This window comes from Massilia sp. Masssp94, from assembly GCF_059491305.1.
This window is the reverse complement of the sequence record NZ_CP168501.1, coordinates 364,009-386,178: the sequence shown is the minus strand read 5'-3', so window position 1 is coordinate 386,178 and position 22,170 is coordinate 364,009. Positions and strand designations below refer to the sequence as shown.

11 protein-coding genes are annotated in these 22,170 nt (G+C 62.9%); 8 read left to right on the top strand and 3 right to left on the bottom strand.

What is annotated here, in order from left to right; genetic code table 11:
• Positions 1-101 precede the first annotated feature (101 nt).
• The 8 genes from ACEN9G_RS01535 to ACEN9G_RS01500 all read left to right on the top strand — a co-directional run bounded on the left by ACEN9G_RS01535 (position 102) and on the right by ACEN9G_RS01500 (position 14,623).
• Positions 102-1,547, top strand: coding sequence for a nucleoside hydrolase-like domain-containing protein (locus ACEN9G_RS01535; RefSeq protein ID WP_413337799.1), 1,446 nt, complete (start codon positions 102-104; stop codon positions 1,545-1,547).
• A 397-nt stretch (positions 1,548-1,944) separates the two neighbouring features.
• Positions 1,945-3,150 carry a helix-turn-helix transcriptional regulator gene (locus ACEN9G_RS01530; RefSeq protein ID WP_413337798.1) on the top strand — a complete coding sequence of 402 codons (1,206 nt, stop codon included), beginning with the start codon at positions 1,945-1,947 and terminating at the stop codon, positions 3,148-3,150.
• 657 nt (positions 3,151-3,807) lie between these two features.
• Entirely contained in the window at positions 3,808-4,611 is an 804-nt protein-coding gene (locus ACEN9G_RS01525) for a 3-keto-disaccharide hydrolase (RefSeq protein ID WP_413337797.1), read from the top strand.
• Between the two features lie 8 nt (positions 4,612-4,619).
• The gene (locus tag ACEN9G_RS01520) at positions 4,620-5,459 is read left to right on the top strand and encodes an FAD:protein FMN transferase (RefSeq protein WP_483127611.1); all 840 of its coding nucleotides are present in this window, start codon (positions 4,620-4,622) and stop codon (positions 5,457-5,459) included.
• Positions 5,449-6,735 carry a Gfo/Idh/MocA family protein gene (locus ACEN9G_RS01515; protein WP_413337795.1) on the top strand — a complete coding sequence of 429 codons (1,287 nt, stop codon included), beginning with the start codon at positions 5,449-5,451 and terminating at the stop codon, positions 6,733-6,735. The genes ACEN9G_RS01520 and ACEN9G_RS01515 overlap by 11 nt, the downstream gene beginning before the upstream one ends.
• Positions 6,736-6,764: 29 nt before the next feature.
• Positions 6,765-8,153, top strand: coding sequence for a Gfo/Idh/MocA family oxidoreductase (locus tag ACEN9G_RS01510; RefSeq protein ID WP_413337794.1), 1,389 nt, complete (start codon positions 6,765-6,767; stop codon positions 8,151-8,153).
• Between the two features lie 341 nt (positions 8,154-8,494).
• Positions 8,495-11,599, top strand: a complete 3,105-nt coding sequence (locus ACEN9G_RS01505) for a TonB-dependent receptor (RefSeq protein ID WP_413337793.1) — start codon at positions 8,495-8,497, stop codon at positions 11,597-11,599.
• Between the two features lie 87 nt (positions 11,600-11,686).
• A complete protein-coding gene (locus ACEN9G_RS01500; RefSeq protein WP_413337792.1) occupies positions 11,687-14,623 on the top strand; it encodes a glycosyl hydrolase 115 family protein in 2,937 nt (978 codons plus the stop codon).
• Positions 14,624-14,670: 47 nt separating this feature from the next.
• On the opposite strand, the gene ACEN9G_RS01495 is transcribed toward ACEN9G_RS01500, so the two are convergent.
• The 3 genes from ACEN9G_RS01495 to ACEN9G_RS01485 all read right to left on the bottom strand — a co-directional run bounded on the left by ACEN9G_RS01495 (position 14,671) and on the right by ACEN9G_RS01485 (position 22,133).
• Complete coding sequence (locus tag ACEN9G_RS01495; protein ID WP_413337791.1) at positions 14,671-16,050, bottom strand: glycoside hydrolase family 43 protein; 1,380 nt, start codon at positions 16,048-16,050, stop codon at positions 14,671-14,673.
• A gap of 31 nt (positions 16,051-16,081) precedes the next feature.
• Entirely contained in the window at positions 16,082-19,045 is a 2,964-nt protein-coding gene (locus ACEN9G_RS01490) for a glycosyl hydrolase 115 family protein (protein ID WP_413337790.1), read from the bottom strand.
• A 151-nt stretch (positions 19,046-19,196) separates the two neighbouring features.
• On the bottom strand, positions 19,197-22,133 hold the full coding sequence (locus ACEN9G_RS01485) for a TonB-dependent receptor (protein WP_413337181.1): 2,937 nt from the start codon (positions 22,131-22,133) through the stop codon (positions 19,197-19,199).
• Between the last annotated feature and the right edge of the window lie 37 nt (positions 22,134-22,170).

The following is a 22,170-nucleotide window of genomic DNA, read 5'->3' as shown; positions in this document are numbered from 1 at the left end:
CGTTCTTCGCCGGGCCGTTTCGTTTGGCCGGGTTCGGTTCCGGTCTTGCACACAGCCCGGCCGGCGAGACAGGCCCCGATTCAATACAGAGCAATACAGAGATGATGCGATTACTTTCAATTACAGCGATGCTGACGGCCGTATTGGTTTGCGTGCCGGCCCTTGGCGCTGCCGAACCCAGACAACGCCTGATTGTCCTCACCGATATCGAGGCCGATCCCGATGACAGCCAGTCGCTCGTACGCTTGCTTCTATACGCGAACCAGATCGATATCGAAGGTATCGTCGCCACGACCTCTACGCATCAGAAGTCGCGCATTGCCCCGGAATCCATCCATGCGATCGTCGACGCCTATGGCCGGGTCCAACCCAACTTGTTGAAGCACGAACCGGGGTTTCCGAAAGCGCAGGCACTCAAAGCCGTGGTGCGCTCCGGCTCGCAAGTCTACGGCATGCTAGGTGTCGGCGACGGCAAGGACTCGCCGGGGTCGGACGCCATCATCAAGGCCTTGGAGAAAAATGATACGCGCCCCCTCTGGGTTGCGGTCTGGGGCGGTGCCAATACCCTTGCTCAAGCGTTGTATCGGATCAGCCACGACAGGACACCGGAGGAGGTCGGTCACCTGGTGAAGAAGTTGCGCGTCTACACGATCTCTGATCAGGACGATTCCGGTTTCTGGATACGCACCCAGTTTCCCGATCTGTTTTATATCGTCAGCCCCGGCGGGTATGGCAATGGCACCTGGACTGGGATGCACGCGACCGAGCCTGGCTTCGACAGCACGGAAGTGAGCAACGACTGGATCGCCGCGCATATTCAACAGGGGCATGGGCCGCTGGGTGCGGTGTATCCGGATGTTTCTTTTGGCGTCGAGGGCGATACGCCATCCTTCCTGTCCTTGATACCGAACGGCCTGAACGCACCCGAGCATCCGGACTGGGGCGGCTGGGGTGGGCGCTACGAGTTCTATACGCCTGCGTTGAAAGATACCAATCCGGAAGGCTTTACCGGCAACGTACCTGTATTACAAGAGCCTCATGCCATCTGGACCAACGCAGTGGATAGTTACAGGCCGATGGTCCACAGCGATTTTGGCCGCGCCGTGCGCGCCCACGACAAGGTCTCCACCGGGTACAGGACCACCATCTGGCGCTGGCGCAAAGACTTCCAGAACGATTTCGCAGCTCGAATGGAGTGGACCACCAAGCCGTACAAGGGGGCGAATCATCCGCCAGTCGTAAAGCTTGCGCCGGGCGATCGGCTGACCGTCAAATCCGGCGAGGGTTTCATGCTGAGCGCGGCCGGCAGTTCCGACCCCGATGGAGATAGCTTGAGCTACCTGTGGTTTCAGTATCCCGAAGCTGGCAGCTACAGGCAGGAGATCAAGCTGGGGTATGCGGAAAACCATCATACCGTTTGGGGGCAGGCGCCCGTGGTCAGCAAGACGGAGACCGCCCACTTCATCGTCAAGGTGATCGATAAGGGCAGTCCGGCGCTGACGCGTTACGGACGCGTTATCGTCACATTCGTGCCGTCTGCGCCCTGAACATGCAGATAGACCTTGGGGCCGACCAGGAGGCTATTGCCCCTAATCAGTGATGACGCCGGTGGCGGGATGCGTGTAGCCGCCTGGCTCGGCCGTTGCTTCAGGGCCGTCGTTGAGCATATCGATGAAGATGTTGCTATCGAAAAGACCAACGCTATTCCGTCGTCGCCGCCGCCCTGACCACCAGCCTGCGCCTCGCCTGCGCGGGCGCCCGCGCAGGCGACCGGGTCGGCATCGCCAACGCCGGCCACTGGGGCGACAGGAAGACTTGCGGCCTGTCGGCGTGAGCACGGTCCGCTGCAAAAATAACTGGGACTGTCCATATACCGCCTGTTATGATTCCGGGATCGTAGCCGTCGACACCTGCGGCGCCGAGACAGTTCAGGCCCCTACCTATATGCAAGAGTTCTATAAGAAGGCGCTGCTGGCGCTGATTGTCCTGCTTCTCGTGGACGCGCTGGTGGCGGTGGTTTTTGTTTATCGGACCTATCCGACACAAACGCTGTTGCCGGCGCAAAATGGCAGCTCCCGCTGGCATTACGGAACGTATTCCGATGTGGCAACTGGCGGAGCGTCGTCAGTGCGCTTGCACGACATGTCGCGCGACCGGCTGCGGTTCGACTTCAAGCTCAAGGATGCGGCCGCGTATCCTTTTGTCGCCGCCGACCTGACCTTCAAGGACGACAAAGGGCGGCCGATTCTCCAGGATTGGTCGAGGTTCCGTACCATTACCTTCGTTGCCAAATGTGCGCCGGCCACGTCGGTGACGTTCGAGATGTCCGCCTTCGATGAAAAAATCTCGAAGCCAGGCCAGTTCGAGACTTACCGCCCACCTAGAACGTATTTTTCGTGTAATGAGCAGGGCATGCCGGTGACGCTCGACCTGGCCCGGCTGCTGATTCCCGAATGGTGGTTTCCCGCGATGAAGCTGGACCTGGCGCGTCAGGGCTATAAACTGGACAAGGTCGCGAAAATCCTGTTTGGCACCAGCATGGCCACTCCACGTAATGTCGACGGGTATATTGAGATCAGCGAACTGACATTGCATGGCCGGGATTACCGCTACCTGGCCGCGCTGGCGGTCATTGTCCTGGGTGGCTGGGTGGCATTTGGTGTGTGGTTTTTCCTGGCTCATTCGCGCGCGCTGTTGGCCAGCGTGGATACAAAAATGAAGACCAATTTGCCCTTGGTCGCCTATCGCCAGCTAACCCTGGAACCGTACAAGGACAAGGAAAAAGCATCGGTCTTGCGGTATATTGCCAGCACTTATACCGACCCCAAACTGGATCTCGAAGCCGTGGCGGCAGGGACCGGCGCGAACCGCTACAAAATCAATGAAGTGCTGAAATCCGAACTTGGCATGACCTTCACCGCTTACGTGAATAAACTGCGGCTGACTGAGGCATCCAGGCTGCTGACTCAGAAAAGCAGCGCCGCCGTGTCGGAAATCGCGTATTTGGTTGGCTACTCGAATGTTCCATATTTCAACAAGCTGTTCAAGGAAGAATTCGGCTGTACGCCGAAGTCATTCCGGATGCTAGCCGCCCAGCAGCCGCAGCAGGAACAGCCCGCCGACAACGCCCGGGCAGAAACACCCGTCTGAACCGCTCCTTTCCGAGCACGCGGTTCGGCCGGAGCATTCCGGCCGCACAACCTGATCCTGCGCATACTTCTTCTTGTATCAAGTTGAGCAAGTGCATGTCAGAGTGATAATTGTCACGAACAGGCCCAGCGGCTCGCGGCCGTCGTCGTCAGGTTCCGGTTGACGCCCGACGTGAACGCGCATGCGCACCGCCCTGTCCAGCAGGGCGATACCAGGCTGCACGCCAGCGAGGCCTGGCTGATGGTCGCGTAGCCGGGTGCGGTTTCATGTCGCCGCCGGCGAGCCCAGCCAACAGCTCGATCTGGACGCCGCGCTGCGCCTCGAGGCGCGCATATCTACGTGTGCGGGCCGTCCGGGCGGCGGCCGAATTCGACTCATTTGTCATTAAAAGGTCCTCGCCGATACCTTTTTTGAACCAATCGATATACACAAAACATTGGTTCTAACTATCTTATTGAAATAGAGTGAATGAATGAGTGCCGGTCAGCATCGTGTTGCATTAACTCGCGATTGAATCGAATCCTTTGTATTGACAAATGCGCCCGTGGATAACGTCTTTTTATTTATTCTGTTATCCGGGTAGGGAATCGATTGCGGGTTTCCACATGTTGTGCTCGCGGCCCTGCTGATTAGCGTTTCGTACACATGGAGACCGTAATGCCTCGCTACCGCATGTTACCGGCGATCCTCGTCGCCGCGATGTTTTCCGCCCCGCCTTTCGCTCAGGCGCAATCCGGTCAATGCGCTGTCACCAGGACGGCCCTGGCGCTGACACCTCAGCAAAAAGCCGAAGGCTGGACCGTTTTGTGGGACGGCACCTCGACCGACGCCTGGCGCAGCGTGAAATCGGACCGGTTCCCGGAACATGGATGGCGGACCTGCGACGGCCTGCTCACGATGGCAGGGAAAGGTGGCGAGGAATCGCGCGGCGGTGGCGACATCATCACCCGCAAGCGCTATGCCGATTTCGAGCTGACGCTGGATGCGCGGCTCACATCCGGCGCGAACAGCGGGGTCAAGGTCTTTACCCAGCCGAATCTGGCACCGATCGACAAAGTGACGGGCAAGCCGGCCGCGGTGGGTTCGGCGATCGGCCTCGAGTTCCAGTTGCTGGACGACAAGCGCCATCCCGATGCCAAACTGGGACGCAACGGCAACCGGACCATCGGTTCGCTCTACGACCTCATTCCAGCCGCAAAGGACAAGATCCCCGCGCCGGTCGGCCAATGGAATCACGTGCGGATCCTGTCGCGAGGGAAGACCGTGACTTTCTGGCTGAACGGCAGGAAGACCGTGGAATTCGAGCGCGGCTCGGCCGCCTTTCGGGAAGCCGTCGCGGCCAGCAAGTTTCGCGACATCCCCGGGTTCGGCGAATGGGCCGACGGGCACATCCTCCTGCAGGATCACGGTGACGAGGTTGCTTTCCGCAATATCCTGATCCGCGACCTCCACGGGAAATAAGCGACCCGATGTTTCACCGGACCTTCGCGTCGATGAACACGCGGCTGAGCCTGGTCTTGCCCTCAACGGCAGACCAGGCTGGCGAGCGGCTTGCGGACGAGGTGCGGGGACTGCTGCGCGAACAGGAGTCGATCATGAGCCGCTTCGTGGCCGATGGCGACCTGGCGGTGCTCAACCGGAGCGCCGGCCGAGGGGCCGTCCGGGTGAGCGACGCCCTGTGGACGGTCCTGGACGCCTGCATGCGGCATCACCGCCTGACCGGGGGCGCATTCGACATCGCCCAGGGCGCAGGCCGTCCCGGCCATGGCATGCACCTGCTGGACCTCGATCCCGGTGGGCAGACCGTGCGCTTCACCGAGCCGGGGGTGCAACTCGACCTGGGCGGTATCGGCAAGGGAATCGCACTCGACCTCATCAGGCAGCTCCTGCTCGATCGGCACGTCGCACAGGCCTTCCTCAGTTTCGGGGAGAGTTCGGTGGCCGTGATCGGCAGCCATCCCGCCGGCGCCTGCTGGCCGGTCGGCGTCGAGCACATGTTCGCGCCCGGGACGTCGTTGCACCGCTTCGACTTGCGCGACGGCGCGATGTCCACGTCGGGCAATCGTCCCGGCGAGACCCACATCATCGATCCGGCGAACGGCCAGGCGGTGACCGGTTGCAGGACCGTGTCCGTCGCCTGTGCCGGCGCCGCGGATGCCGAGGCGTTGTCGACTGCCCTGTTCGTGCTGCCGGCGGCGCGGCGTGCGGAGGTGTTGCGGCGCTATCGGGGCGCGCAGGCCGTGGCGTTCGACTATGGCCTGGAGGGCGGGGCCTGGCGCGTAGAAAAGGAATGGCGATATGCGCAGTAAATCTTTGGACGACATTCGCCATGAGGCGCAGGAACGGCGGCGCTTCCTGGCGCGCGTGGCGGGCGTGGTGGCAGGCTCCTCGTTGCTGAGCGGGCTGCCGTGGATGGCGCCGCTCCGCGCCCAGCCGGCAGGCGACGCGCCCTCGGACCGGGTGCGCATCGGCGTGATCGGCACCGGGTCGCGTGGCAGCCTGCTGCTGCAGTACCTGCTGCGGACTCCGGGCGTCGAAGTCGCGGCATTGTGCGACGACTATCCGCCGCACCTGGCCGACGCCATGGCGGCAGCGGGCGGCAGGCCGAAGGCGTTCACCGATTACCGCAAGCTGCTGGCGATGCCGGGGATCGACGGCGTGGTGGTTGCCACGCCGCTGCACCAGCACGCGCCGGTCTGCCTGGCCGCGTTCGCGGCCGACAAGCACGTGTTTTGCGAAAAGAGCCTGGCGCTCACGGTCGACGAATGCAAGGCGATCGCGCGGGCGGCGAGCGCCAGCCCGCGGGTGTTCCAGGTCGGTCACCAGCGCCTGTTCAGCGCCACCTTCCTGCATGCGCACGAACTGGTGCGCTCCGGGCACATCGGCCCGATCACGCAGATCCGCGCCAGCTGGCACCGCAACAACGACTGGCGCCGTCCGGTGCCGGACCCGCGCCTGGAGCGCAAGCTGAACTGGCGGCTGTACCGCGCCACCTCGGGCGGCCTGCTGACGGAGCTGGCGTCGCATCACCTGCAGGTCGCCAACTGGTATCTCGACGCCGCGCCGCTGTCCTGCGTCGGCTACGGCAGCGTCAATCACTGGAAGGACGGGCGCGACGTGTACGACAACGTCAATGTGCTGTTCCGCTATCGCGACGGTGTGACCCTGGTCTACGACTCGCTCACCAGCAACCGTCACCACGGGCTGGAAATCCAGATCATGGGACCCAAGGGAACGATCGAAGGCGAGAGCGGCAGGTTTTACACGGAGGAGCCGCCCCCGGCGCCCGCCGTCGCGGCACTCGTCAAGCAAATCGGGCAGGGCAGGGCCGAAACGGTCGCTATCGGTGCGCCGAGCTGGAAGCCGGAAGCGAAGTCCGGCGAGGTCGGACAACAACTGCGGCACGAACTGGGCGGCGGCGACGGCACCGACCTGTCGATGGCCGCCTTCGCCAACGCGATCCGCCTGGGCCAGCGGATGCCCCACATGATCGAACACGCCTACCGTTCCGGGATCGCCGCGCTGATGGGGCAGGCGGCAATGGACGAGGGCCGCGAGATCGCCTGGCCCGGCAGCTATCAATAACGACAACCCGACTACTACAAGGAGACACCATGCCGCAGCCGCTTTTCTCTACCCGTCGCCGTACGATCGTCAAGGGCGCCCTGGCCGCGATGGCCACGCCGATGCTGGCGCAGGCGAAGGCATCCAATGGCAAAGTCAACCTGGCCTGCGTCGGCATCGGCAATCGCGCAGCCCAGGTCATCAAGGCGCTGCACGCGACCGGGCTCGCGAACGTCGTGGCCTTGTGCGACGTCGACATGGGCGCGCCGCATACCGTCGAGATCCTCAACATGTTCCCCAACGTGCCGCGCTTTCAGGATTTTCGCCGCATGTTCGACAAGATGGGCAAGGAATTCGACGCGGTCAGCGTCGGCACGCCCGATTTCTCGCATTTCCCGATCGCGATGCTCGCCATGTCGCAGGGAAAACATGTCTATTGCGAGAAACCGATGGGGCAAAGCTTCCGCGAAATCGAGATGATGATGGCCGCCGAGCGCAAGTACAAGGTGGCTGCCCAGATGGGCAACCAGGGCCATTCGGAGGCGAATTACTTTCAATTCAAATCGTGGGTCGACGCCGGCATCATCAAGAACGTGCGCACGATCACGGCGTTCATGAACAATCCGCGCCGCTGGCATGGCATGGCGGTGTCCGGATATCTGCCGCGGCAACCGGTACCGGAAACGCTGGACTGGGACGCCTGGACCGCGACCGGCCCTTACCATGATTTCAATCGCGGATACGTCAACGGCGACTGGCGCTCCTGGTTCGACTACGGCAACGGTGCATTGGGCGACTGGGGCGCGCATATCTTCGATACCGCCCACGAGTTCCTGCAGCTTGGCCTGCCGACCGAAGTCGAGGCCGTGCGGCTGGAAGGGCACAGCCCCTTCATCTTCCCGCAGGCGTCGACGCTGGCATTCCGGTTCCCGCAACGCGGCGCGCTGCCGCCGCTGGAACTGACCTGGTACGACGGCGTGAACAATCTGCCGCCGCTGCCGAAGAACTTCGGCACCGCAATCGTGGATCCGAGCGTGCCGCCGCCTTCGAAAGGCAGCGCCACCGGCGCCGTGCTTCCGCCCGGGAAGGTCATCTACGGCGACGGCCTGACCTTCAAGGGCGGTTCGCATGGCTCGGAGCTCCAGATCCTCGGCGACGCCGCGCGGGATATCGCGCTGCCCGCCGTGCCGAGGAGTCCGTCGAACCACTTCGCCAACTTCCTCAAGGCCTGCATGGGCGAGGAAACCTGCCGCTCGCGCTTTGCCGTCGCGGGACCCCTGTGCCAGACGATGGGGCTCGGCGTGATCGCCCAGCGGGTCAACGCCAGGCTCGCGTTCGATCCTGCGACGAAACAGATCACCAACCACAAGCTGGCAAACGCCCTGCTGGCCGGCATGCCGCCACGCAAGGAGTGGGAACAGTATTACAAGCTGGTCTAGCAATACGCACGCCGGATCGTCGCTTCCCGAGATACCGGCGTGACTTCCCACTGTTTGAATATTCATTCGGTTGGCTTCTCCGCGATCCTTCGAGATCACACGATTTCCTATTTCAAAAACTTCCTGTGGATGCGGAAGTTGTATTGGTCAATATAAACAAAAGATTGGTTCTTATATATTGGCTAACGTAAATTAGCAGAGCAGAAATGCTAATAAATAGTCTTCCATGTTTGCGCGCTTTAAACATGGAAAGGAAATAGCGGAGACTTGAAAAACCAATGAATAATTATTCGAAATTTAATACGCGGCGCTGTCTTTCCGGAGGCCGCGACCTGTTTGCCATGACGGTCCTGGCTGGTTTGATTTCGAGCGCTTATGCGCAGACGGCGCCGGTACAGGGCGATGTCGTGCCCGTCGCGAACAAGGTCGAGGTGAAGGGCATTCGCTCGTCGCTCGCGATGTCGGCGCTGGAAAAGCGCGACAATATCGGATTGAGCGACTCGGTGTTTTCGGAAGACCTGGGTAAATTCCCCGACCCGAACATTGCCGACGCGCTCGCGCGCGTCCCGGGCGTGACGGTCACCCGCAGTACCCTCGACGGCGAGGGAACGAACATCTCGATCCGCGGCATGGGGGCGTCGTTCACCCGGGTGATCCTCAACGGAGCACCGATGGCGTCGGCCTCCGGTGGCGGTTACGGGAACACGCCGAGCGCCAATCGTGAAGTCGACATGGATTTCCTGCCGTCCGAACTGTTCCGCCGCGCCACGGTGTACAAGAGTTCCACGGCGAGCATGATCGAGGGCGGCATTGCCGGCGTCGTCGACATGCGCAGCGTGCGGCCGTTCGACAAGAGCGGCTTCCGGTCGGCATTCACACTCAGCGGCAATTATCGCGACCGTGACAAAAAGCCCGGCAACACGGGTTCCGGCGTGATCAGCAATACCTGGAACACGCGCTTCGGCAAGGTCGGCCTGCTGGGCGGATTCGCCTTCGGTAATACCAAGTTTTCGACGGACGCGTTCCAGTCGGTCGACATGCGCAATTTCCAGCTGACGTCCAGCCAGGTCGGCCCTGGCGAAAAGGCGAATCCCACCAGCGGCGGCTCGCAATCGACGCCGGCCACCGTGCCCGCCGGCCTGCCGCTGAATTTGCTGCCCGATTATGCCCGCGCCGTACTCGTGCCCGGCAAGCCGATCGACCGGGCCATGTTGCTCGCCCTGAACCCCGGTGCGACGATCCAGCAGATCGACAACGGCCTGATGGGACGCTTGGGGCGCCATATGCTGAACTCCGGCGATCGCCATCGCAAGGGCGAGGTGATCAGCGCGCAGTGGCAGCCGAACCAGGACCTGATGCTCTACCTGGACACCATGTTTGCCCAGAAGGGCAGCAACGTCGTCCAGCAGGAGATGAACGTCGGTACGCGCGCTTCGACGCCGATTCCGATCGGGCTGGAGTTCGACCGGAGCGATTGCACCACCGGCTGCACGATCACGAAGGGCATCTTCGCCAACACGTTCTGGGGCCTGGAATACCACCCCATCAAGGAAAACACGCACTTCCAGAGCGCCAACCCGGGTTTCGAATGGCGTCCCACCGACAAGCTGACGATCGACGGCAACATCAACTACACGCGCAGTTCCTTCTACCGGATCACGCCGGGCGTGCTGGTGGCGACGCAGTCCGCGCCATCGGTCATCAGCTACGACAACACGACGCCGGACCAGCCGCCGACCTACACGGGCAATATCGACGTCAACGACCCGAATGCCGGTTTCGGCTGGTACCAGGCCGGCAACAGCACGTCCGGCCTGCGCCTGAACCTGTACCAGCGGTATAACACCACGCGCGGTTCGAGGTTCAACGTCGCCTGGGGCGACAGCGACTTTACCGTCAAGACCGGCGTCAGCTACGACGACATTGCGCGCCGGTCGTTCAGCTACGACCAGCAGCCGGCGAACGGCTGGCAGAACCTCACGTGCGGGAACAACATGAACGCCACGTTCCTGCCGCCGAATACGGGGATGCAGGGCACGTGCGATGGACGCGTCGCACCCGGCCCCGTTGCGGCCACGGCCTATCCCGGCTATGGCACGGGGTCGTCGGCCAATGGTGCGCAGCCGCTGGCTTACCAGGGTTCGGTCGTGCCGAATGCCGCCGTGGCCAATTATCTGAGAGCGACCAACCACGGCTTCGTCACGCTGGACTGGGCGAAGTTCGCCAGGGACACGAATTACCAGTACTTCGAGAACATGGCGAACCAGGTCGTCAACAGCGCAGCCGCCGGCAGCACCGCCAGCAATGTCGGGGGCTATCTCCGCGAGACCGTGGGGGCGGCCTATGTGCAGTTCGATGGTCGCGTGAATCTGTTCGGCCATACCCTGCGCTACGACGCCGGCGTGCGCTATGTGCGGACGAGACAGACGATCGGCGCATCGAACGTCGTGACGGATCCACGGAATGCGACGCTGGCGAACGGCGGCCTGTATCCGAACAAGATCGCGTTCGAGTACGAGACGAGGTACTACAACAACGTCCTGCCGGCCGGCGCCCTCGTGTACAACCTGCGCAACGACCTGCTCCTGCGCATCGCGGCGTCGCGGTCGATGACCCGGCCCGATCCGAATTCGCTGAAGCAGACCCGCTACGATACGTCGGACATCAGCCTGGCCAAGATCACGGTGACGAATCCGAACCTGAAGCCGTTCAAGTCAAACAACCTGGACGTCGGTCTCGAGTGGTACTACACGAAGGAAGCCTATGTCGCGGTGGCAGGCTTTGCCAAGGACCTGATCGATCGTCCGGTTACGATGAGCAACGTGATGTCGCTGTCGCAGTACCAGCAGAAGTACGGCTACGCGGTCGCCCTGACGACGACGCAGCAGACGGTGGTGGACAACGACGGCGGTCCGGACAACCATATCGTCACGGTGTCCGAGCCGGTGAACATTGCCACCAAGCTGAAGGTACGGGGCCTGGAGCTGACCTGGCAGCAGCCCCTCGACATGCTGCCGATCAAGGGCTTCGGCTTCACGGGCAATATGACGTTCGTTCACCAAAAGGACTCCACGGCCGGGGCACCGCCCGTGGCAGGCGTCCCCGAGCGCACGAACAACCTGACCCTCTATTACGAGGGCAGGGGCTTCAACGTCCGCGTCTCGCGCCAATATCAATCCTCGATGGTCACGCAGACGAACACGGGTATCAGCCCACCGGATGGCGCGACGGCATATGCGTACCAGTCCGGCCGCCAGTCGATCGATCTGTCGCTGGGTGCCAACCTGAAACAACTGTTCGACATGAAGAACAACCTGGACGTGACGTTGAGTGCCTGGAACCTGAATAACGCTGTCAGCCAGAGTTATGTCCAGTTCCCGAACGCCATCTATGACCAGTACAAGCCCGGCCGCAGCTATACGCTGTCCGCGCGCACGTCGTTCTAAGGCTGGCCGGATCGCGTGAGCGGTCCATGGGCGGGCACCACGTTCCCTCGTGGTGCCCGCCTCTTGTTAACAAAGGAGTCAGGAAACATGAAGCACAAGTTGAACAGGCGGGTCGCGAGCGCGCTTGCCGTCGCCATCGCGGCCGTCCTGGGAACGGCCCCGCCGCAGGCGCAGGCACTCGGTATCAAACATTTCGTCGATCTCGACGAGAAGGCCGGCGCAGGCGTCGTGCTCGCCGGGAGCGGGCGCGTGGCGCCCATCCTGGTCGGCAAGGACGATTTCCCCGGCGTGGTGCGCGCGGCGCGCGACCTGCAGCGCGACATCGGCAGCGTCACCGGCAAGACGCCGCAGTGGATCGAGGGCGATCCGGGCACCGCGCGCGACGTGATCATCATCGGGACGCTCGGCAAGAATCCGCTGATCGACCGCCTGGCGCAGCAAGGCAAGCTCGACGTCCGCGAACTCGCGGGGCAGTGGGAAGGCTTCGTCATCCAGGCCGTCGACAACCCCATGCCCGGCGTGCAGCGCGCGCTGGTCGTCGTGGGCAGCGACAAGCGCGGCACGATATTCGGCACCTATACCGTCTCCGAGCAGATCGGCGTGTCGCCCTGGTATTGGTGGGCGGACGTTCCGGTGGTCCATCACAAGGCGCTCACCGTCCCGGCGGGAACGCGCATCGCGGAAAAGCCGGCGGTCCAGTATCGCGGCATCTTCCTGAACGACGAGGCGCCCGCCCTGTCGAACTGGGCGAAGGAACGGTTCGGCGGCTTCAATCACAAGTTCTACGAAAAGCTGTTCGAACTGATGCTGAGGATGCGTGCCAACTATCTGTGGCCGGCCATGTGGAATTCGTCGTTCTTCGACGACGACAAGGAAAACTGGCCACTGGCCGACCGGATGGGTATCGTCATGGGCACGTCGCACCACGAGCCCATGATGCGGGCGCAGAAGGAATGGCACCGCTACGGCAAGGGTCCGTGGGACTATCACCGCAACGGCGAGGTGCTGCGCGAATTCTGGGCGCAGGGCCTGCGCAATGCCGGCAACTACGACAAGGTGATCACGATGGCCATGCGCGGCGACGGCGACGAGCCGATGTCGCAGGACGCCAACGTCGAACTGCTGCAGAACATCGTCCGCGACCAGCGCGCCATCATCCGCAAGGAACTGGGCAAGCCGCCGGAACAGGTGCCGCAGCTGTGGGCGCTGTACAAGGAAGTGCAGGACTACTACGAGAAGGGCATGCGCGTTCCCGACGACATGCTGCTGCTCTGGTGCGACGACAACTGGGGCAATATCCGGCGCCTGCCGACGAACGAGGAGCGCAAGCGCAGCGGCGGTGCCGGCATCTACTATCACTTCGACTATGTCGGCGTGCCCCGCTCCTACAAGTGGCTGAACGTCACGCAGATCCCGAAGGTGTGGGAGCAGATGAACCTGGCCAACGAGTATGGCGCGAACCGGCTGTGGATCGTCAACGTGGGCGACCTGAAGCCGATGGAAATCCCGACCGAGTTTTTCCTCGCCTACGGCTGGAACCCGCAGGCATGGCCGGCCGAGCGATTGCCCGAATTCCTGCGCGAATGGGCTGCGCGTGAATTCGGCGCGGCGCACGCGAACGAGATCGCGTCCATCGTCGAACGCTACACGCGCTACAACGCGCGCCGCCATCCGGAGCAGATCGATCCCGACACGTACAGCCTGACCGCCTACGACGAGGCGGAGCGCGTCGTGGCGGACTACAACCAGCTGGCGGACGAGGCGAAACGCGTCGGGCAGTCGCTGCCGAAGACCATGCGCGACGCCTATTTCCAGCTCGTCGAGTATCCGGTCCTCGCCTCCGCCAATGCCGTCGACATGCTCGTCTCGGCCGGCAGGAACCGCCTGTACGCGCGCCAGGGCAGGGTGACCACCAACGACATGGCCGCGCGGGTGCGCCGGCTGTTCCAGCGCGACGCCGATCTCGTCAAGCAGTACCAGCAGGGCATTAGCGGCGGCAAGTGGAACCACATGATGTCGCAGACCCACTTCGGCTACACGACCTGGGACCAGCCCTACCGCGACGTGATGCCGGCCGTGTCGGAACTGCGCGTGCCCGAGCCGGGCCAGCTGGCGGCACCGAACGGGATCCACAGGTCGGACCACATGGGCGTGGCGATCCAGGGCGAGCCGACGGCATGGCCCGTCTTCCCGCCCAAGCCGCTGGTGCTGCCGGCGCTCAGCGTGTTCGAGAAGCAGCCGCGCTACGTCGAGGTGTTCAACCGCAGTAGCGCGCCGTTCGACTACACGATCACGGCGAGCCATCCGTGGCTACGTCTCAGCCACACGGGCGGACGGGTCGCGAAGGACCAGCGCATCATGGTGGACGTCGACTGGAATGCGGTTCCCACCGGTACCACGCAGGCGACGTTGACGATCAAGGGACCCGACACCGCCGAAGTCCTGGTCAGGGTGCCCGTGCACAAGCCCGCGGACCTGACGCCAGCCTCGGCGCAGGGCCACGTCGAGAGCCAGGGCGTCGTCGCCATCGAAGCCGAACACTATACGGCCTCCTACGCGCCGCCGGGACGGCAGTGGCTGAAGATTCCCGGCTATGGGCGCACGCTGTCCGGCATGACCACGACGCCCGGCGCCGCACCGGCACTCGCCGTCAAGGATGGCATGCATCTGGATTACACCGTGAACGTGTTCTCGGCCGGCGACGTGAAACTGCATGCGGTCCTCGGACCGACGCTGAAGTTCCAGCCCGGAAGTGGCTTCCGTTACGCGGTATCGATCGATGACGAAGCGCCGCAAGAGGTCAACGTGCATGCCGACCAGTCCGAGGGGTTCTGGAGCCGCGCGGTCTCGAACAACGCCGTGGACTTCGTGACCACGCACCGCATCACGTCCCCCGGACGGCATACCGTGAAGTTCTGGGCGCTCGATCCGGGACTTGTGCTGGAAAGGCTGGTACTCGACGCGGGCGGGATGCGGCAGAGTTATCTCGGTCCGCAGGAAAGCCCGTATTATCCGGGCAAGTAAGCGTAGCAGGTGCCCGGGCAATGCAATGTTGCCCGGGCATTGTGCATCTAGTCGAATTGCCAGTAATCGACGTTGAAGACGATGTGGCGTCCGTTGGCATTGAAGACGAAGTACAGGTCCTGTACGCCGGTGACGCCGGATGCCGGTACGGCCAGTTCCTTCCATGCGTCCGCGCCGCCGGTGGCCGGCACGTCCACGCTTGCGACCAGCGTGCCCTGCGGCGATCCGGCCCGGACGTCGATGTGGCCACCCGGGCGGGCGCTGGCCACGCTCGCCTTGAACGTGCGCGGCCCGCGCGCGCCGAAATCGACCCCGGCCACTTTCACGTAAGCACGCGGGCCGACCGGATACACGACCATCCCGCCACGCGAATCCTTCGCGGTCTTGACCCCGGCCACCCAGTCGAAAGGACGATCCCAGTCCCGCTTCACGCGGGATTCCCATGCGATGGTCTCGGCTTCGACCCGCTCATACGGAGACAGGGGCTGGACCTGTTTCACGCCCGTCGCGTTCCAGAATGGTTGCGTCGGAATCGTGCCGTCCGGCCGATAGCTGAAATCGGTGACCGAGACGGAGCGCCGCTCCCGGTGCAACGGCGTGTCCGCGAAATTCAGCCGGTAGCTGAAGCCGAAGACGTAGGACTTGCCCTTGAAATCGACGATGCCGGGATGGTTGCCCGTCGATTCGGTGGTCGGGTCCATGATCTGGCCCTTGTATTCCCATGGTCCGGTCGGCGTGTCGCTCATCGCGTAGCCGATGCCTTCCGAACAGCACGTGGATGCATAGGCCAGGTAGTACTTGCCGTTCCGTTTGTAGACCCACGGGCCTTCCTGGTAGTTCTTGGGCTTCGCATCGATCCGTTCGATCTTGCCCGAATAGGAGATCATGTCCTTGTCGAGCCTGACGTACCAGAGGTTCGGATTTCCCCAGTACAGGTAGGCTTGCCCATCGTCGTCGATCAGGACGGTCGGATCGAAATAGCCTTCACCGCGATCGATCAGCGGACGCCCCAACGGGTCCTTGAACGGACCGAGCGGGCTGTCGGCGACGGCCACGCCGATCACGTTCCGGGGCGAGCCGCTGACCGTGACCGGCGCGTACAGGTAGAACTTGCCGTTGCGTTCGACGACTTGCGGCGCCCAGGCATCGTTGTCCTGGTTGGCCCAGGCGAAGATCGAGAGATCGGCGACCGTCCCGCGATCGGTCCAGTTGACCATGTCTTTCGACGTGTACAGCTTCCAGTCGCGCATCTTGAACCCTTGCGCATCGTCTTCGTCGTGCGAGGTGTAGAGATACACCGTGTCCCCGTGCACCAGCGGTGCAGGGTCCGCCGTGAAATTGGTCTGGATAATCGGATTCTCGGCGAACGCCGGGAGGCAAGCCCCCCAGCAAACGGCAACGGCGACGGCAATGCAACGCAGGTTCATGTCAGGTCCTCATCGGTGGGTGATGAATCGCTCAGTGGGCAGGCGGATTGCGCGGGGTCGACGGCGGCCCGAAATAACTGTCGGGCAGCGGACTATCGGACAGGACGATTTTCTGCACGACGATCGTCGGGTCGACCATGATGATCTTCAGGTCGTACTTGCCGGGACCGTGCACCTTCACCGTGAAGCGCATGGTACGTGCATTCTCGGACGTATTCTTGAAGTGATATTTTCCAAGGAACGTCTGGTCGGCTCGCGTTGCCGGCGGAAATACCCGAACGACCTGCGGCGTGGCGTCGTCGAGGGCGACGGCGACGGCCAGCTCGCGTCCCGGATAATTGTCCAGCGTGGGCGCCGTCACCAGATCGACCTGCCAGGTGCCTGCCGACGCAAAATAGACCGGGTATTCGAGACGCGGCGAGTCGGCAAACGGTGCGCTACGCGCCGTGACCGGGAACACAGTCATCGCGCCCGGGCCCCGTCCATAGTCGGGCAACCATTCCCAGCGGGCATATTTGCCGGGGATGTTGCGCACGGCATCCTGGGCGTCGAACGCGATGGGGCCCGTCTGGCCGCCGAACGCGCCGGCCGCGGCCTTGGTCTCGTCGCCGACGGCGATGGTCGCGTAAGACCGCACGACGACGCGCTGGTTGCCTTCGCTGACCGTGATTTGCCCCAGTTGTGCCGACCCGACCGGAACGCGGCTCCAGTCGATATCGACCCAGATGCGCTGGTCGTTGCTCCCGTCGGGCGCGGGCGCCTGCGACAGCTTGACCCATGGTTTGTCGGCGAGGGCGGTGAAGCGGGGCGGGCGCCCGTCTTTCGAGAACACGTCGATGTACGAGCGCTGCTTGTTGATGGAATCGAAATACGGAAGGGTTGGCGTGTTTTCGCCGCCCGGCCAGGCCTGGTCCGAACCGTCGATGGCGACGCCGAATTCGCCCGCGGCGCCGGCAGGGACGGAGGAGGTCGCCGGCATGACGTTTTCGGGTGGAGAACGCCAGTCGCGGTAGCCGATGTGGGTCTGGTCCATCATGTGATTCCATTTGCCGCCCGCCACCTGCGTGTTATAAAAATCGGACAGGTCCTGGTCGCGCTTGAACAGGGCGCGGACGCGCTCGGCCTGCGCGTTCGCGGCGTAGCGTCCTTGTTTGGCGTACAGATGGTTGCGGCCTGCCGCGATCTCGAGATCGATGAAATTCGAGAGCGCGAGGATAGGGTGCAGCACCAGTTCGTAATACGCGTCCTGCTGGTCCGCGGGAATCGAGGTTTTCAGCAGCGTGGCGCGTTTCGCCAGCGCGTTCCAGGCTTCGGAAACCCGTTCGGCCTCGCGGTAATTGACCAGGCTGAACGTATCGGGCCGCACCAGTTCCGGCTTGCGCCAGGCATTGTATTTCGCGTACTTCGCGACGAGGTCGGCGATTTCCGCGGCGTGCTGCGCGCCGAATTCGCGTTCGGCCCAGCGTTGCGTCCACCCGGCGATGTCGTCCTTGCCCATGCCTTTGGGGCTCCATGCAAGGCGGAGGAAGAACTCGATCGGCACTTCCAGCGGCTTGAGGTCGCCGACATTGGCGATCCAGATCTGGTTCGCACCGTATTCGTGGGCGAGATTCATTTGCTCCCAGATCTTGGGCAGCGGATTGCTGTTGAGCCACTTGTACGAGAACGGGCCGCCATTCATGTCCATGTGGAAGTAGATGCCCGAACCGCCGCTGCGCTTGCACTCCGCCGGCGTCGGCAGGCGGCGCAGGTTGCCGACGTTGTCGTCCGTGAACAGGAGGGTGACGTTGTCGGGGACCTTGAGCCCCGCGTCGTAATACTTCTGGACCTCGGTGAACAACGCCCACAGCTGCGGCACTTGCCGCTGGTCGACGCCCATCTCTTCGGTGAGGATCTGCTGCTGGTCGTGGATGATTTTCTCGATGAGCTTCTTGTTGGCCTCGAGACCGCCCGCATCCGGCATCGCCGTATCGCCATCGCCGCGCATGCCCATGGTCACGATGCTTTCGTAGGCCTTGTTGCGCCGGATGCCGTCGCGGAAGAAGCGTTTGAGGCCGTCTTCGTTCGTCGCATAGTTCCATTCGCCATTGCCATAGTCGCGGCGGTGCGCGAGCCATTCGTGGTGGGAGCGCACCATCGGTTCGTGGTGGCTCGTGCCCATCACAATGCCGTAGGCGTCGGCAAGCCGGGGATTGTCCGGATCGTCCTCGTTGAAGGCATTCGTCCACATCGCGGGCCACAGGTAATTGGCGCGCAGGCGCAGCAGCAGCTCGAACATGTGCGTGTACATCTTCGAATTCCCGCCGCCGAATTTTTCGCGCGACCACTTGCCCAGCGCCGGCTCCTCGTCATTGATGAAGATGCCGCGGTATTTCACGGCCGGCGGACCCTGGACCCAGGCGCCCGCACGTACGAACAGCGCGCTGGCCTTCTTCACGGGGACGTCGGCCCACCAGTACCACGGTGACACACCGATTTGTTCCGAGATCTCGTAAATGCCGTAGATCGTGCCCCGTTTGTCGCTGCCGGCAATGACGAGCGCACGCTCGACGCCGGGCATCGGATTGGCGACGTTGGCAATCACGAAGGATTCCCATTTGCCGCGTATCGCTTTCACGTCGAGTTTGCCGGCACTGACCAATGCATCGACGAGCGTGCTGTGGCCCAGCGTCCCGATGATGACGGCGGTGCGTGTATTGGCGGTCGCGGTCGACAGCGCCGGCTTCGCGCCCGTGACCTTGTCGATGTCGCCTTGCAGGTCGGTTGCCGCACGCATGACGCCCCAGTGGTCCGCCTTGTCCACGTACAGCGGGGCGGCATTGCCGTCACTCACGAGCGGGATACTGTTTGCGCTCGGGGTTGCAGAAACGAGCTGGACGCCGAGACCGAGACTCGGCGCCGCGCAGGCCCACGGCGTCCCCAGCGACAGGACAAGAACGAAGGCGATTTGCCAGAACGTGGCAAACCGCCGCTTGAATACGGACATGTGTTGCATGATTCCCTCTATCAAAAACACTGATGCGTCGTTCGCACATTGAAAAAAATCGCTCCGCGTGAGCAGAGCGATCAAACTCCCGAGAGCCAGGAGGGAGCAATGCACGGTCTTGTCGCGGTGGGACTGCCAGGCCACCGCGACGGCATGGTCATCAGAACTTCATGCGCAATCCGACGGCCAGGGTACGTCCCGGCTTGTAGCTGGTGTACGTCGCGTTCGGGTACTGGAAGTAGGCACGGCGCGTCGTGTTCGTCAGGTTCACGACGTCGAGCGTCAGCGTGGGATAGTTGTCGCGGTCCATGATTTCCGCCAGGTCGACCTGCGACGAGAAGTCGAGCTGTTTGAAATCATCGCCGAACAAGGCGGCGTTCGTGATGCCGTTCTGGTTCGGGCCGGAATTCTGGCTGCCCTGCGAATACGTGTGCGACAGGCGTGCCAGCAAACCATGGTTTTCGTAGTAGACCTGGAAGTTGTTGCTCTTCTTCGGCACACCCAGTGCGACGAAGCCCGCGGAGCCTTCGCCGCTCGCCTTCTGGTTGATCATGGTGAGCGTTTCCGAGAAGCCGAAACCGCGCCACGGCAGCAGCTTGTCGAGCGGCTGCACCCAGCCCAGCTCGAGTCCTTGCACCTTCAGCAGGCCCGAGGCGTTGCGCTGCGACGTCGTGACGATCGTCGCGGCGTTCTGGCCGCCGCGCGCATCGAGCGAGCCCTGCTGGGTCGGCGTCAGGTTGCTGTACGTGATGCCGTAGGCGGCCAGGGCGCTGAACGGCACCGTCACGTTCTGGTTCAACGTGAACCCGTTCAGGTTTTTCTGGAAGACCGTGGCCGACAGATAGCCCTCGCGCCCCATGTAATACTCGACGCCGAAATCGAAGTTATCCGAGATATACGGTTTCAGATCCGGGCTGCCCAGCGTCGCGGTATCGGCCGACGGCGACGAGAAGTTGATGCCGGGGCGCAGCGCATCCGGGTTCGCACGGGTCATGCTGCGCGATACCGACGCGCGCAGCACCAGGTTCTTGGCGAGGTCGTAGGCCAGGCTGGCCGAGGGCAGCGTATTGTTGTAGGTCTTGTCGATATAGACCCATTGGCTGATGTTCGGGAAAGGCGTGCTTCCCGCGGGCAGGGTCGCGTTGCGCGGGTCCACCGTGGAGTTGTAGGCGCCGACATTCTGCTTGGTACGCACGTAGCGCACACCCGCGTCGTAACGCAGCGAACGGTCGAATACAGGCACCGTACCGTCGACCTGCAGGAACAGGCCGGTGGTCTTCTCGTCGATATAGCCCGTGCTGGCACCCGTATTGGAGGAGCCCGCGACCGGCGCGGACTGCAGCAGGGCATCGTAACCGGTGGCGGCCGCAAAGCGGTTGAAGTCGACCGACAGCAGGTTGTCCGGACCCTGGACCAGGTAGTTGGCAATGCCCAGGCCGAGCGAACCGGGGCCCTGGCAATTGGCCGAGTTGGCGCAGACTAGGTTCTGCCATGCCGTCGTGTTGTCGCGTGCGGTAATGCGGCGCATGATGTCGTCATACGCGAAGCCGCCCTTGATGCTGAAGGCCTTGTCGCCCCACGTCAGGGACGACCGCACGCCTTGCGTCCTGGTCATGCGCTCTTCGGCATTGATGCTGACGCGACCGCCTTGCGAGGTATTGAGGACCCAGCTGGCCGGATCATAGGTGTCGACGTTGCTGGTAATGCTCGGGAGCGCGCCGTTCTGATAATCGATGGTCGTGCCCGAATTCTGTGCCGTGACGGGACCGACGGTGGGCGACTGGCGCGTGAAGGTCGAGCGCGTGTAGTTCACCTGGCCGTCCATCTTCAGTTTGTCGGACAGTTTCCATTCGAAGCCGGGGTTCACGCCGATCAGGCGTACACGTTCGTTATAGGGACGATACTCGAGGAAGTACTGGGCATTGGCGAACGTGCCGCTTTCCACCACGCAGCCATTGGCGCAGTCGCCACCCGACACTTTCATGTTGAGCGGAATGACGGCGCCGTTGCGGCCGACCCAGGACGTGTCCGTGCGCTCCAGCGTATTGTGTTTTTCGCTGAACATCGAGTCGACATAGAAGTGCAAGCTGTCGCTCGGGCGATATTCGCCGGACAGGACGGCGGTGATCTTGCCCTTGTCGCCGTACTCGGCCATGCTGCGTCCCAGGCGCGGAATCAGGGCGTTGTCGATTTGCTGGATGGTCAGGCCCGGGTTGTGGGCGAGCAGGAACGCCTGGTCGATGGGGGCGCCCGGCGTCAGTCCGTTGCCCGCATTGGACGGCACGGTGGCCGGAATCGTGAAGTTGCCGCCGCCGGTATTGTTGCGCGTCGGGCTGTTGTTTTGTGCGGCCGAGAGATTCGGGTTCGTGTAGCCGATGGTCTCGTAGCCGGTCGTATGGACCTTGGTGCTGCCCCAGGCAATGCCGCCCAGCAAGCCCCAGGTGTTGTTCCAGGTGCGGCTCGATACCAGCGAACCCCGGTTACCCCATTTACCCGCGACCTGGCTGCGCGTGCCGACGACGTTGAACGAATTGAAGTCGCCCTTGTGGTCGAATGGGCGCGCGCTGCGCATGTCGACGACGCCGGCAGCGCCGCCTTCCAGCATCGATGCCGTCGGGCTCTTGCTGACCGTCAGTTTCGTGAACAGGTCAGTCGGCAGCAGGTCGAGGTCGACCTCGCGGTTCGAACTCTGGGCGTCGGTCGTGCCGGTCGACGCAACGGCGACGGGCGCGCCGTTCAACAGCACTTTCGTGAAGCTCGTACCGAGACCGCGGATCTGGACGTTGACGCCTTCGCCCGTGATTTCACGCGATACCTGGACGCCCGGGATGCGATTCAGCGATTCGGCGATATTCGTATCCGGGAACTTGCCGATGTCTTCGGCGAAGATGGAGTCCTGGAAGCCGGTGGCTTCGCGCTTGTCGCGCGCGGAGGAGGCCAGCGAGGCGCGGTAACCCGTTACGGTCACCGTCTGCGGGGCCATCGGCGCCGCTTCCTGGGCATAGGCGGTGGACACCATGCTTGCCAGGATAGTGAGTTGCAGGATGCGGGTGCCCGTACGGGCGTCGTATCGTGAACGATTCTTGCTGCTGTTCATATAGTCTCCAAAGTTTATTTTTATAAACAAAATAAAA

Excerpts from the sequence above, each read along its gene's own strand:
- ACEN9G_RS01535 (WP_413337799.1), top strand. The coding sequence starts at position 102 with ATGATGCGATTACTTTCAATTACAGCGATGCTGACGGCCGTATTGGTT.
- ACEN9G_RS01530 (WP_413337798.1), top strand. The coding sequence starts at position 1,945 with ATGCAAGAGTTCTATAAGAAGGCGCTGCTGGCGCTGATTGTCCTGCTT.
- ACEN9G_RS01525 (WP_413337797.1), top strand. The coding sequence starts at position 3,808 with ATGCCTCGCTACCGCATGTTACCGGCGATCCTCGTCGCCGCGATGTTT.
- ACEN9G_RS01520 (WP_483127611.1), top strand. The coding sequence starts at position 4,620 with ATGTTTCACCGGACCTTCGCGTCGATGAACACGCGGCTGAGCCTGGTC.
- ACEN9G_RS01515 (WP_413337795.1), top strand. The coding sequence starts at position 5,449 with ATGCGCAGTAAATCTTTGGACGACATTCGCCATGAGGCGCAGGAACGG.
- ACEN9G_RS01510 (WP_413337794.1), top strand. The coding sequence starts at position 6,765 with ATGCCGCAGCCGCTTTTCTCTACCCGTCGCCGTACGATCGTCAAGGGC.
- ACEN9G_RS01505 (WP_413337793.1), top strand. The coding sequence starts at position 8,495 with ATGACGGTCCTGGCTGGTTTGATTTCGAGCGCTTATGCGCAGACGGCG.
- ACEN9G_RS01500 (WP_413337792.1), top strand. The coding sequence starts at position 11,687 with ATGAAGCACAAGTTGAACAGGCGGGTCGCGAGCGCGCTTGCCGTCGCC.
- ACEN9G_RS01495 (WP_413337791.1), bottom strand. The coding sequence starts at position 16,050 with ATGAACCTGCGTTGCATTGCCGTCGCCGTTGCCGTTTGCTGGGGGGCT.
- ACEN9G_RS01490 (WP_413337790.1), bottom strand. The coding sequence starts at position 19,045 with ATGCAACACATGTCCGTATTCAAGCGGCGGTTTGCCACGTTCTGGCAA.
- ACEN9G_RS01485 (WP_413337181.1), bottom strand. The coding sequence starts at position 22,133 with ATGAACAGCAGCAAGAATCGTTCACGATACGACGCCCGTACGGGCACC.